The 13,177-nt window shown below is 49.1% G+C and carries 15 protein-coding genes; 12 read left to right on the top strand and 3 right to left on the bottom strand.

Annotation, left to right across the window (positions count from 1 at the left end):
• The first annotated feature begins 342 nt into the window (after window positions 1–342).
• From GC178_13440 to GC178_13415, 6 genes are all read left to right on the top strand, one after another.
• On the top strand, window positions 343–630 hold the full coding sequence (locus GC178_13440; GenBank protein ID MBI1288569.1) for a hypothetical protein: 288 nt from the start codon (window positions 343–345) through the stop codon (window positions 628–630).
• A gap of 86 nt (window positions 631–716) precedes the next feature.
• Window positions 717–1,475, top strand: coding sequence for a methyltransferase domain-containing protein (locus GC178_13435; protein ID MBI1288568.1), 759 nt, complete (start codon window positions 717–719; stop codon window positions 1,473–1,475).
• Window positions 1,476–1,535: 60 nt separating this feature from the next.
• Window positions 1,536–2,189, top strand: coding sequence for a G-D-S-L family lipolytic protein (locus tag GC178_13430; GenBank protein ID MBI1288567.1), 654 nt, complete (start codon window positions 1,536–1,538; stop codon window positions 2,187–2,189).
• 36 nt (window positions 2,190–2,225) lie between these two features.
• On the top strand, window positions 2,226–2,729 hold the full coding sequence (locus GC178_13425; protein MBI1288566.1) for a peptidylprolyl isomerase: 504 nt from the start codon (window positions 2,226–2,228) through the stop codon (window positions 2,727–2,729).
• Entirely contained in the window at window positions 2,726–3,172 is a 447-nt protein-coding gene (locus tag GC178_13420) for a DUF1572 domain-containing protein (GenBank protein MBI1288565.1), read from the top strand. Before GC178_13425 ends, GC178_13420 begins: the two co-directional genes overlap by 4 nt.
• Window positions 3,173–3,413: 241 nt before the next feature.
• Window positions 3,414–4,346 (top strand): hypothetical protein, encoded by a 933-nt coding sequence (locus tag GC178_13415; protein ID MBI1288564.1) that lies wholly within the window; start codon window positions 3,414–3,416, stop codon window positions 4,344–4,346.
• On the opposite strand, the gene GC178_13410 is transcribed toward GC178_13415, so the two are convergent.
• On the bottom strand, window positions 4,347–6,002 hold the full coding sequence (locus tag GC178_13410; protein ID MBI1288563.1) for a T9SS type A sorting domain-containing protein: 1,656 nt from the start codon (window positions 6,000–6,002) through the stop codon (window positions 4,347–4,349).
• A gap of 128 nt (window positions 6,003–6,130) precedes the next feature.
• Between GC178_13410 and GC178_13405 the strand changes: the two genes are divergently transcribed.
• From GC178_13405 to GC178_13390, 4 genes are all read left to right on the top strand, one after another.
• On the top strand, window positions 6,131–6,472 hold the full coding sequence (locus tag GC178_13405) for a cupin domain-containing protein (protein ID MBI1288562.1): 342 nt from the start codon (window positions 6,131–6,133) through the stop codon (window positions 6,470–6,472).
• 35 nt (window positions 6,473–6,507) lie between these two features.
• Complete coding sequence (locus GC178_13400) at window positions 6,508–6,927, top strand: hypothetical protein (protein ID MBI1288561.1); 420 nt, start codon at window positions 6,508–6,510, stop codon at window positions 6,925–6,927.
• A 138-nt stretch (window positions 6,928–7,065) separates the two neighbouring features.
• Window positions 7,066–8,037: a T9SS type A sorting domain-containing protein gene (locus GC178_13395; protein ID MBI1288560.1), complete on the top strand. Its 972-nt coding sequence runs from the start codon at window positions 7,066–7,068 to the stop codon at window positions 8,035–8,037.
• A gap of 101 nt (window positions 8,038–8,138) precedes the next feature.
• Window positions 8,139–9,011 carry a peptidase gene (locus GC178_13390; GenBank protein ID MBI1288559.1) on the top strand — a complete coding sequence of 291 codons (873 nt, stop codon included), beginning with the start codon at window positions 8,139–8,141 and terminating at the stop codon, window positions 9,009–9,011.
• Window positions 9,012–9,084: 73 nt separating this feature from the next.
• On the opposite strand, the gene GC178_13385 is transcribed toward GC178_13390, so the two are convergent.
• Window positions 9,085–9,708, bottom strand: a complete 624-nt coding sequence (locus tag GC178_13385; protein MBI1288558.1) for a TetR family transcriptional regulator — start codon at window positions 9,706–9,708, stop codon at window positions 9,085–9,087.
• Between the two features lie 51 nt (window positions 9,709–9,759).
• Here GC178_13385 and GC178_13380 point away from each other — a divergent pair, with 51 nt between their 5' ends.
• Complete coding sequence (locus tag GC178_13380; GenBank protein MBI1288557.1) at window positions 9,760–10,347, top strand: cupin domain-containing protein; 588 nt, start codon at window positions 9,760–9,762, stop codon at window positions 10,345–10,347.
• Between the two features lie 131 nt (window positions 10,348–10,478).
• Here the strand turns inward: GC178_13380 and htpG are convergent, their stop codons facing one another.
• On the bottom strand, window positions 10,479–12,368 hold the full coding sequence (htpG, locus tag GC178_13375) for a molecular chaperone HtpG (protein MBI1288556.1): 1,890 nt from the start codon (window positions 12,366–12,368) through the stop codon (window positions 10,479–10,481).
• A gap of 301 nt (window positions 12,369–12,669) precedes the next feature.
• Between htpG and GC178_13370 the strand changes: the two genes are divergently transcribed.
• Window positions 12,670–13,059, top strand: coding sequence for a hypothetical protein (locus GC178_13370; GenBank protein ID MBI1288555.1), 390 nt, complete (start codon window positions 12,670–12,672; stop codon window positions 13,057–13,059).
• The last annotated feature ends 118 nt before the right edge of the window (window positions 13,060–13,177 follow it).

Below are 13,177 nucleotides of genomic sequence, written 5' to 3'. Positions count from 1 at the left end.
GTTCCTTTTGAAGTCGATCTACGAAGTCAAGGAAAGTGCAAACGGACTGAAGATCAGATCTGAAAGCGAAACTTTCATTATTCCGAATTCCATTGACGGCTTGACGGATTTAGCAGAAAAAATAAAACCCGTTTCCAACACTAAATGAATGCAATGCCTATACCGCTACCGTAAAGACGCGATGCATCGCGTCTCTACAGGTTCTGCGCTGTCCGTGCGCGGGTCAGTCCGAGTGTCCGCCTGTGGCGGATGTATCGAGGACCGTGCGGAGGCCGACCAACGCCAATGAAGCATGGAAGCACGAACACACTATCTTTAGCGAGACATCGTTGGCATTTAAACATGAAATTGATTGACGTCATATCTGGAATAGACAACGCCCATCATGGAGCGGTCATCTATGCAAAAAGAATGAATGGAAAGTTTTATCCAGACTCTGAAGCCGTTGTGCTGGAATTGACAGAGGAGGAGTTGGAATGGAAATGGACTGAAGTCTCCGCGCAAAAGTGCCCAGGTTATGATTATTTCTTGGAGGTGTTCATAGTGCATGAATTTTCTGAAGGAGTAAGTTGGAATTCATTGACAGAAAAGTGCAATAGAATCATATACTATGCTGAAAACGATGCGTGATAAAAAAGCACATCAACTACCAATGAAGTCAAAAGCCAACTGAGGGTTGGCTTTGGTCAGACCGTAGGTAACCTGTAGCACGGCACATGAAACAGGTCAAGGACAATTTTTCCAAGCAGTCTGTAGGATACAGTCGGTTCCGTCCTGTTTATCCGAAGGCATTGTATGAAGACATTCTTTCGCCTGTTCAGAATTTCGATTCCTGTTGGGATTGCGCGACCGGGAATGGTCAGATCGCTGCTATAATGGCCGAGCATTTCAACGAAGTTGTCGGTTCAGACATCAGTCAGAATCAGCTTCAAAATGCTGTGCAGAGACCGAATATCAGATACGTGAACTGCCGAGCCGAAGAGACTCCCTTTCAGGAGAATTCATTTGACCTGATAACGGTCGGTCAGGCCATTCATTGGTTCGATTTCGAGGCCTTCAACCGTGAGGTGCAACGGGTTTCCAGACCGAATGGCGTTATCGCCATCATCGGTTATGGGTTGATGTTCGCGAATGATGCATTCGACCAACAACTGTTCAAGTTTTACAACGGAACCATTGGCAGTTATTGGGATCCCGAACGCAAGCACATAGACAGCCATTATGCTTCGGTTCCTTTTCCGTTCAAGACGATTCCGTTGCAACGGGAATATTCCATTGATGTAAAGTGGAACTTGGCACAATTGGAGGGTTATCTGAACACTTGGAGCAGTGTGAACCGATACATCGGCCAACATGCGGAAAATCCCGTTGAAACGTTTATCCGATCACTGCGTGAAAACGGAATTTGGACGGAGGAAGAGACGTTGGAAGTTCATTTTCCGCTGTTTGTGAAACTTGGCAGGGTTTTGAAGTAGTTCGGGTTGCAATAAGGTGGCGGTTTTCAGAAATTGCCGACCATTTCAATCTTTTTCAAAATGCGGTCTATCATTTCTTCATTCCTGCTCTTTTGGCTGTGTTTCCACTCTCCAAAGGTTTTCTCTCAGAACAATTTCGATGAGGAAGTGGCCCAGATCGTCCAAAGAAGTGAAGAGAAAGGTCTTGAAGCGCCCGTTATCTTCATCGGCAGTTCAAGCATCAAGATGTGGCAAACGCTCGAACAGGATTTTCCTGATTTTCCTGTGCTCAACCATGGGTTCGGTGGTGCAGAATACCGCGATCTGCTGAGCTATGAGAATCAACTGATAGAACCGTTTGAACCGAGCATGGTGGTGGTATATGCAGGCGACAACGACCTGGCCAATGGAAAGGATCCCGAACCCATCGCAGAGCAGGCCGACCGCTTTGTGGATGGCATAAGGCGTAGTGCGGGCGGAGCATTGGTCATCATCATCTCGGCCAAGCCATCGCCTGCCCGATGGGAACTGAAAGACAAGTACATGGAACTGAACACCAAGCTGAAGCAGATGGCCGATGGCTACGAACATGTGGTTTTTGTGGATGTTTGGACCCCCATGCTGAAACGCAATGGAGAACTGAACCAGAAACTGTTTCTGGAGGATGGTCTGCACATGAATGCGAAAGGCTATACCATCTGGAAGAATGCACTGTTGCCTTATCTCTCCAAATGATCGGCAATCCTACATTTGCGGTCTAAATCAGATACAATGAGCGAGACGAAGAACCCGAAAGTATTTTTTGATGTGAGCATCGATCAGCAGCCTGCTGGCAGAATTGTGTTCGAACTGCGTGCCGATGTGGTACCGAAGACCGCAGAGAACTTCCGCGCGCTGTGCACGGGAGAGAAGGGCTACGGCTACAAGGGATGCTCGTTTCACCGCGTTATACCGCAGTTCATGTTGCAGGGAGGCGATTTCACCAACCACAACGGAACGGGAGGGAAATCCATTTATGGGGAGAAGTTTGAGGACGAGAACTTTGAGTTGAAGCACACCGAACCGGGACTTCTGAGCATGGCCAATGCAGGAAGAAACACCAACGGGTCGCAGTTTTTCATCACCACAGTACCCTGTCCGTGGTTGGATGGCGCCCATGTGGTCTTTGGCAAAGTGACCGAAGGCATGGATGTGGTGGCCAGGATCGAGAGCTACGGCTCGCGTTCGGGCATGACCACGGCCCCCATATTCATTGACGATTGCGGAGAGCTATGATACAGGCAGCCGTTATAGAAATAATGCTCCGCGATCTGAGCAAAATGCAGGAAGAGTTGCGGGCATACACAGATGAGTCGGTGATCTGGAAAACACCACACGGTATTTCCAATTCGGCAGGAAATCTGGCACTTCATGTGGCAGGAAACCTGCAACACTTCATCGGGGCCATACTGGGAAACACAGGCTACGTGCGCCAGCGCGAGTTGGAGTTCTCCACCAGAGATATGCCGTTGGCCGATGTTGTCTCGGAGTTGGAAAACGCCAAAAGTGCCGTTTCGGAAACGCTACGGAAACTCGCTGACGAAGACCTGAAGAAACCGTTTCCTGTGGTTGTTTTCCGCGAAGGACTGACCTGCTCCGATTTTATCATTCATCTGGTGGGTCACACCAATTACCATCTGGGACAGATCAACTATCACCGCAGGCTGTTAAATGCCTGATTCTCCCATCGGGAATTTAATGGATTCAGTCCTCGCTGAGTTCAAATTGTATTTGTTTTCTGCTGTAACGTATGTTTCAAAACTTAAACCGGAACATGCTGTTCATCGATTCATGGGTACGGAATTCGCCTACGTAGAATCACGTGGTTTCACTTAGCTAAAATCTGAATTTTCGGCCATTTCGCTGGGTAACTTTAAGCAAAGAAACAGCGAGATGAGGACACGGGCGTTGAGAATATCCATGAGTATTTTTTCGGTTGTTGTTGCATGCTCTGCCTGCGCACAGGGAGTGTACATAGGCGCTGATAATGGCAGCAGCGCAAATGCCTCTGCCATCCTCGATCTGGATGTTTCTGCCATGACTGAAAAGAAGGGCGTGCTGCTGCCACGGGTGTCTGAGGCCGAAAAACTGGAAATAGCATCGCCTGCAACGGGGCTGATGGTTTTTCAGAACGATGTCCAGCCAGGCTTTTACTATTATGATGGCACCACATGGACCTCCATCGGAAGCGGTTGGGGGCTGAGCGGAAATGCGGGGATCGATGCGGCCCTGCAATACCTTGGAACCAGTGATGCCAGCGATATGGTATTGCGCACCAATGCCATGGAGCGATTACGGCTCGATGCCGATGGCACCATCCGCTACAAAAGCGAAACGAGTTCGAACGAACTTCGGTTTTACGAACCGTCAGGAGGTGCGAACTACACGGCTTTCCGTTCGCCAGCACTTTCATCAGACGTGGTCTACACGCTTCCTGACACCCAAGGAAACGTGGGCGAAGTGCTTACAAATGACGGCAGCGGCAATCTCTCGTGGACGGTTCCCATCGAAACGCCTGCGGTTACGGCCGTGCAGTCGGTCATTGTTCCCAACGGAAGCTCGAATGATGACATTGATATCGGAACGGCCACATTCATTCACATGTCGGGTTCCAATTCCAACTTTGATGTAACGGGTTTTCAAGGAGGTAGCAACGGAAAGATCCTGATCGTTTACAACACGGGGAATGGCCACATGCGTATTCGGAATGAGGACAGCGGCTCCGCTGCCGAAAACAGGATATGGACGCTACAAGGCGGTTCGGGCGTATTGCAGACAACCGCTCAGGGTGCCGTTACATTCGTGTATGATGGTCAGGTGCAGCGCTGGATCGCGGTGGGCATCAACGATTGATCACATCACGAACACCTTCCGTGTCACTTTCCTATCTTGGAAAATGATGGATACGTAGTAGATCCCTGGCGACCAGAATGAAGTGCTGATACTTTCCATACGTCCGTAAACATTGTGCTGAAGGATGGCTCTTCCGAACGAATCGTACACGCTCAGGAAGCCCGTTTCCGGAATCTCTGAAACGGTGAGGAAGCCAGCGCCCGAATTAACGGTCACCAGAACCTCGTTGTTCTTAACGCTACGCTCATTGATGGCAGTAGCAGTTGAATGAAGCGTGCAACTGACGTTCGAGTTCAGTTCCAGAACACTTCCAGGTGTGAGGTCCCGTCCAACAAAGGCTGCGTATTCTGGCGTGTAGCGCGTACATCGAAAAACGCTGTTCCCGTTCACGGGATCGGTTCCCTGATCCACAATTCCAGTTTGTGTAACGGGCGAAATGTATTCCCATACGATTTCCTTGTCGGGAGTGATCTCGAAAAAATGGCCGTTACGACCTTCGCAGATCACCGTGTTGTTGTTCGATAGGCGGTGCGCACCTGAGATGTTTGCCGAAAAGAAATCCGTGTTCGGGCTTCCTTCATAGCTCCAATAAAGGTCGGTTGGCAAAAACGTCTGGCCGCTTGCAGGCTCGGTGTAATTGCCGTTTCCATCAACAGGTGGGTCAATAATATCTACCGTGGAATACGAAACACCAGGTGTTCTGTTCTGCCCGTTGTTGAACACCATGAGCTTGCCAACGTCCGTTCCTTCGGTGATCCAATGCACATTATGCTGTCCGTAGAATTTCTTGTCAGAAGGATTTCCACGGTCATATACTTCTGGATTTCCCCAACGGTAAAGGAGGTCGCCCCCCTTGCCGTAGGTTCCTCCAGTATGCGAGGCCGCCTCCGCAGTTGTGGTGCTGTGGTCAATGATCCATATCTCGTTCATGTTGTGGCTGCTGATGGCGATCTGGTCGAATTCGGGGTTGTACGAGACCGCGTTCACATGCAGCCAATCGCTGTTGGCATTGCTCGGGTAATTGATGTTGATGAGCTCCGGATGATCCGAAACCGTTCCGAAGTTGTCTTTGGTGTTGTCCACATCTTGGATCAGATGGTCCCACGCATGCCATTCCCAAACAATGGTTCCGCCAGTAGCACCGCTTGGTTCCACTTCAATGATCTTGTCGGGCCAAAGCTCGCTTGGCGCCAGATTCGGGTCTCGCCCCGCCTGTATGGCCTCTGCCATGGATCTCGATTCCCAAACGATCATCAACACGTTTCCATTCGGTAGGTATTCCACGTCATGGTGCTGGCACTCAGAAGTGGATGAGACATCATAGCTCCAAAGTAGGTTTCCGTCCCAATCGAACAGTTCCACTCCGCCACCGCTTCCGCCCGAAGTGAACGTGGAGTTTCCAACACGCTTGGTATGCAGCAGGTTGCCGTTTTCGAGCAGATAGACCGAAGCTCCTGGCTGATGCGTGCTACCCCAGCGGTTCACCACCTCGCCACAGTTGTTGATGAGGTAGGTCGTGTCCCAGGCCATGGGTGCAAAAAGCGTGTAGCCATCCAACGATTCTGTGGTGTTGCTCAACGTTCCGACCGTTGGTGTCTGTGCCTTCCCTCTTAAGCAGAGAAGAGATGATAGGATGATGAAAAAGATGGTTCTCATGACGGTGATATTACGGTTCAAAGGTTCAGATTTATGCAGAAAACCGCGTTACAGAATTCAGACGAAGGCGTGCAAGTTTACAAGAAACCATTTGCAACCTTCTGTTACGGCCGTTCGTTTTAGCCGATATGAAAAGGACCACGAAAAATTCCAAGTCGTATAACTGGGGCGATGGCTGCACCGCCTGGCAGTTTGTAAACACCCCATCGCTGAGCGTGATCCGCGAGACCATGCCGCCCAAAACGGCAGAGTCGTTGCACAAGCACTCAAAGTCGCAGCAGTTCTTTTATGTGTTGGAAGGCGTTGCCGTGTTTGAACTGAACGGGGAGAATTACACCATCAAGGCCAACGAGGGCATGCATGTGAATCCTGGACAGGTGCACCGCATTGTCAATGCCACAGATGAAAACTTGGAACTATTGGTCATCTCCGAACCGCATTCGCATGCCGATCGGATCGAGATATCCTGAATCCGTACCTTTCTTCAGAATTTAACCATCAACCAATGAATCCGATACTCAGAAACGTTTTGGCCGTTGTGGCAGGAATTATTGCTGGCGGTGCTGCCAACATGGCAATCATCATGCTGAGCAACAGTTTTATTCCGGTGCCAGAAGGTGTGAATCCTGCCGATATGGAGACCATCAAGGCCAACATACACAACTTTCAGCCCATCCATTTTCTCATGCCATTTCTGGCGCACGCCATGAATGCTTTCGTAGGAGGTTTCGTGGCCGCACTCATCGCGGCCACGCACAAAATGAGATTTGCCGTGGCCATGGGTTTTGTCGGTCTTTTGGGTGGGATCATGGCAGCTTACATGATCCCGGCACCCACGTGGTTCATCGTGCTGGATCTTGTGGTCGCTTATCTTCCAATGGCATGGCTTGCAGGTAAATTGGCAAGCAGGTTGTCGCCAGTTTGATGCAGCTCAGGATCCCTTGATCTGAGGCGGGCGTTCATCACTTGATCTTTTCGTAGATGCAAAGTCGCAAATTCGTATAATTTGGCGGCCGAATTCGAACTATCTCTTATTTCAACACAATAGAATCAAACTCGGAACATGAAAAAAATCTACGCTACGCTACTTGCATTATTAACTGCTGGAGCTTTGATAAATGCCTCTGCGCAACAGCAGGCGAACAATGCTGATTTCGAAAGCTGGGACAGCAACGGAGAGCCTACCAACTGGAATAACATGACCACAGGAAACCTTTGCACGCTTTGTGCTTTCGGTTCTTCGTTGCGCGTATTCCAAGACAATACCGAATACCACGGAGGCGCGGCCAGCGCACGTATCGAGACCACATCGGCCATAGGAAACGTAGTGAACGGAGCCATTACAACGGGAAAAGTAAATGCGCCTTCAACCACTCCTTCTCAAGGCTACAATGCAACCGTAATGGCGGACGCGGATTTCAATCATCCGTTCACGGACATGCCAGACAGTGTTGTTGTTTGGGCCAAGTACAACGTAACGGATGCCACGGATTCTGCACGTATGTCGTTCGTGTTGCATGATTCGTACGACCTGCATGATCCACAGGATGGAAACTCAGCAGCGCACGTGGTGGCCTCAGCACGAAAAAATTTCCAGACCGGTGGCGTTTGGGAACGTATCTCAGTACCGTTTGATTATTCAGGTCCATCAACCAACGGCATTGCCTATTTGTTAGGTACGTTCACATCGAGCTATACGCCTGGCGCTGGAAGCACCACGGCAAAGCTTTGGGTGGATGACCTTGAGTTCATCTACAACCCAACAAGCCCAACTGGAATTGTTGAAGAACTGGCCGATGTGGTATCGGTTTATCCGAACCCCACAAATGATGGTCGCTTGACGGTTTCGTTGGGTTCTGAAATGGGAAATGGATTGGTAACTGTTTTCAATACGGTCGGACAGACAGTGGGCATGCAGAACTTCATGAACACCAATTTGGTGGATCTGCAGATCGATCAGCCTGCTGGAATGTACTTCGTTCGCATTGCCACGGAAAATGGACAGACAACTACCGTGCGTGTGATCAAGAATTGATGATGGGATAAGGGGAATGTCATCAATTGACCGGCCCTGCTTCGGAAACGAGGCAGGGCTTTTTTGTGCATTAACATTGATGTAGATTCGTAACCGCTGAAATGGGTCCCTTTATCGTTCTTCTGGTTGTGGTTGCCGGCTGGTATCTCTACCGGAAATACCCCATCGAAAAGAAGCAAAAACAACCGATAGCGGAGGTCTTTCCTCCCAAATGGCGCATCATCCTTACACAGAAGGTTGCCTTTTACAATGCGCTCAACGCGGAGGAGAAACTCCGGTTTGAACGCAAGGTGCAGGAATTTCTGTCGAACACACGGATCACAGGCATTGATGTGGAGGTTGATCTGGAAGACCGATTGCTGGTGGCCGCAGGGGCGGTCATCGTCATCTTTCGGTTCGATAATTGGCATTACGCCACGCTGGATGAAGTGCTGATCTACCCGAACGAATTCAATCAACAGTTCGAAACGGCAGGTCCCAGTAGATCGGTCATGGGCATAGTAGGAACAGGATACATGAACGGCAAGATGATCCTCTCAAAAGAAGCACTGCACCATGGGTTCGAGAATACCACCGACAAGCGCAACACCGCCATCCACGAGTTTGTACATCTGATTGACAAGGATGATGGCTGGGTGGATGGTATTCCAAACTCGCTTCTCGAGAAGCAGATGGTCATTCCTTGGCTGGATCTGATGAAAAAGGAGATCAGCGCCATACTGGAAGGAAAGTCTGACATTGACGTTTATGGGGCCACCAACCAGCAGGAGTTCTTTGCCGTGGCCTCCGAGTATTTCTTCGACCGCCCCGACCTTTTCAGGGAAAAGCACCCGGAACTGTTTGCCATGATGGAAAAGATCTTCCATACCGATATGAGTGATGTGCGATACGGACCACTTCCGTCTATTGGCCGAAATGACCCATGCCCGTGTGGGAGCGGTAAGAAATATAAAGAGTGTTGTGGGAAGGTTTGAATGACTCCAAGGACCGGTTCGTCAAACGGTAGTATTATTGATCTTCGGATTGAATGGGATCTGCATCATTCGATCATGCTAACATGTCCCAAAACGCCACTATGGACTCCTGTCCTGCCTCAGTGGCAAACAATGAAAGTTGTGTAGAGACCATTTTCAAATAATGAAGGATGATCTTTTCCCGGTCACGTTCCCGATGGTCTACGAATGCTTCGGCAATCCAGAATCGCCCGAAGAGCGTCATGAATGAAACAAGAAAATCAAGTTGATCACCCTCTAAATTGAGCTGCTTTGTTTCAGACAATCCACGAATGATTTCCTTAAAATCGTTGCGTCTCTTCTGTTGTCTCAGAGCATAATCGAAATCGGTTTCAGCCCGAAGTGCCTGACTTAGTTCCAATAGCTCGGTCAATACCCCTCTATGATCGTACTGATTCTGAAATATTCCCTGAACGAGTTCAAGAAAGTGTTTCAATTCTGCTTCACCCTTTCGGTATTGCTCTAAATTTTGCTCATTTCGTGCGCGCAAATTGCTAAGTACTTCCAGCAGCAGATCTTCCTTCTTTGGAAAATGGTAGGACAGATTTCCGGGGCTGATGTTCAGATTTCTGGCAATTTCCCGAACACCCACTTTATGAATTCCGTGCTTGTTGAACTGGGACAGGGCTTCGGTTATGATACGGTCTCTTGTGCTCATCAATAACTTTATTAGCACAATGTACTAATTAAGCTTGCATTCATTAGTACGATGTACTATACTTGTGTTTCAATCTGTATCCCGAAGCCAATGAATTATCCATATCCTCATACCGCGACCAACAAGACAGGTGAGAAAATTACATTTCTCAACGTAGAGAAAGTAGACGGTATTGATCGTTTGAATGTGACCAACGAACTTCAGCCAGGCGCTGGACCTCCCATGCATGTGCATTACAAACAGGATGAATCAATTACTGTGTTGGAAGGCAAAATGACCTACCAGGTATTGAACGGTGACCCCATCACCATCGGACCTGATGAATCCGTGACCTTCAGTAAAGGAACGCCTCATAAATTTTGGAACTCAGGTCAGGGGCTGCTGCGTTGCAATGGTTGGGTCAGTCCACCAAATAACGTTGATTTCTTCATTACTGAACTTTACAAGGCCACTGATGCGGGAAGTGATGGCCGGCCAGAACCATTTGCCAGTGCCTTTCTAATGATGTATTACAAAAGCGAGTATGGCATGTTGGAGTTGCCTGGTATTGTCCGGTATGTTATAATACCTATGACCTATTATTTTGGAAAACTTACCGGGAAATACCGCAGATTCAAGTATGCACCGAAGCCTATTTAATGAAAGGCCGCGCCTCGGAAATCCGAGGCGCGGCCTTTCATTTGGTTTGGCGTAGAGACGTGATTCATCGCGTCTTTGAAACGTCTGTCCCTTTGCCATGTGCGGAGACGCGATTCATCGCGTATCTACCATTAGATCAGCTCAACGCTGCGTTTGAGGAACGCGCTCAACTCTTTGCCTTTCAACAGGCCTTGGCTCAGGAGGGCAAGATCGCAGAGCTGTTTGGTCTTGGTTTCTTTCTCTTCTTCTGAGGCATTGAGCAGTTCGCCCACTTTCGGGTGATTGGCATTTACAACGAGGTTGAAGAATTCCAAACCGCCCATCATTCCCGCTTGTCCGCTTAGGCGTTGCATATCGTTCATTCTGCGCATGAACTCAGGCTGCGTAATGACCACTGGCATTTCGTTCTCGCTCAGGTTCTCGAACTGAACCGTGAATTTGCCTGCGCCACCTTCTGGGTTCACCTGCTTCTCGAACAATGGCTTGAGGGTTTCCTTCTCCTCATCGCTCAACTTGCTCGGAGCGGCATCTTCCTTATTGATGAGCTTGTCAATGATGTCCGCATCCACTCGGGCAAACGTGCTGTTCTCCAATTTCTGCTCCATCTGATTCACGAAGTGCGAATCGAGCGGACTGTCCATTACCAGCACATCGTAGCCTTTCTCCTTGGCAATGTCGATGTAGCTGTGCTGCGCCTCCTGATCGTTCGTGTAGAGGTACACCAACTTGTTGTCCTTATCTGTTTGGTTGGCAGTGATGTGCTCCTTGTATTCCTCCATGGTGAAATACTTGCCATCGGTGTTCTTGAACAGCCAGAACTTGGTGGCGCGCTCGTAGAACTTCTCATCACTTAGCATACCGTACTGGATGAAGATCTTGATGTCGTCCCACTTCTTCTCAAAGTCCTCACGATCGACCTTAAAGAGTTCGTTCAGTTTATCGCTGACCTTTTTACTGATGTGATTGCTGATCTTCTGAACGTTGTGGTCGCTCTGTAGATAGCTGCGCGATACGTTCAAAGGAATATCCGGTGAGTCGATGACCCCGTGCAATAGCGTTAGGAACTCAGGAACGATGTTCTCCACATTATCGGTAATGAACACCTGATTGCTGTACAGTTGGATCTTGTCTTTCTGTACCTGAATGTTCTGCTTGATCTTAGGGAAGTAGAGGATACCGGTGAGGTTGAACGGATAATCCACGTTGAGGTGGATGTTGAACAACGGCTCATCAAAGGTGCCGGGGTACAGTTCGCGGTAGAACGCTTTGTAGTCCTCTTCCTTCAGGTCGCTTGGCTGCTTGGTCCAAGCAGGATCGGTGTTGTTGATGATGTTGTCTTCGGTGATCTGCTTGTCCTCACCTTTCTTGTTGCCTTCCTCATCGCGCTCTGCGTATTCGGTTCTTGTCCTCGTTCCGAACTTGATCGGAACAGGAAGGAACTTACAGTACTTGTTAAGAATGCCTTCAATACGGCTTTTCTGCAAGAATTCCTTGCTGTCGTCCGCAATATGTAGGATGATGTCTGTTCCGCGGTCTTTACGGTCGCTTTCTTCCAAGGTGTAGTTCGGGCTGCCATCGCAGGTCCAATGCGCGGCCTTCTTGGTCTTCATGTAGCTTTTGGTGATGATCTCCACCTTTTTTGCCACCATGAACGATGAGTAGAACCCAAGACCGAAGTGGCCGATCATGGCCTCTGCCTTGTCCTTGTATTTGTTCACGAATTCCTCTGCACCCGAGAAGGCGATATCGTTGATGTACTTGTCCACCTCTTCGGCCGTCATACCTATACCCTTGTCCTTGATGGTGAGGGTTCCGGCCTTTTCGTCCAATACGACCTCGATGGTCAGTTCGCCCATCTCGCCTTTGAACTTGTCGATGCCGCTGAGGGTCTTCAGCTTCTGCGTGGCATCGGTAGCGTTTGCCACCAACTCGCGCAAGAAGATCTCGTGGTCGGAGTAAAGGAATTTTTTGATGATGGGAAAGATGTTGTCTGTGGAGACATTGATCTTGCCCTGTTTGATGTTTTCGGTTGTTGCTTCTGCCATGACTTATTCGTTCAAGGTTTTATGTTCAAAAATCGGGTCGCTTCGAGTGATCGTAGCTTGCGGAGATCGTATCGAGAAGCGTTACGGCTAAGTTTTCGATACATTCCGATCACATCGGAACACTCAAACTGACGACCGCCCCATGGACAATACCTGTGCCACGGCCTAAAAGCTGACAGGACTTCAGTTTTGAACGGTAAACAAGTGCGAGAGAGGTGACAGGATTGCAGTTGACGGGCATCCGTACGTCTTTCAACACATCCGTCTATATTCGCACATGTTTCTACAGCGCGTGGCCAATTTCATTGCACTTGCAAGCATCAAGCTGTTTGCCCGCACCTTCTACAAAGTGGAAAATACCTGGCTGCACAATTATGGCCAAGACCCATGGAAGGGAATGCGCTTACTGGTATTGCTCAATCACACCAGCCTGTTGGAGCCCTTGTTGTTGGGAGCAGCCCCTTGGCGCATGCTGTGGCGCATTGCAGGCAGGATCATCGCGCCTGGAGCGGATGTGACCATGGACCGCCCCATTGTTGGGCGCTTCCTCAAATATATTGCGCCCAAGATGATGCCCATTTCGCGCCAGCGCGATGAGACCTGGGACCGTTTTCTGGAGTCCATCCAACCCGAATCGGTCATCATCATTGCTGTAAAAGTCAACTAATTCGGTAATGATTTTCTAAAGTTAAGAGGTATGTCATTTATTCCTTGATGATGCCTCATTTCGTTGTAGTAAAAGAGATATTGTAGGAGCTCATCCTTCAGTTCCTCAACGGTGTCAT

This window comes from Flavobacteriales bacterium, from assembly GCA_016124845.1.
Taxonomy (GTDB): Bacteria; Bacteroidota; Bacteroidia; order UBA10329; family UBA10329; genus UBA10329.
The sequence above is the reverse complement of the archived record's forward strand: the minus strand, read 5'-3'. Positions and strand labels throughout refer to the sequence as shown.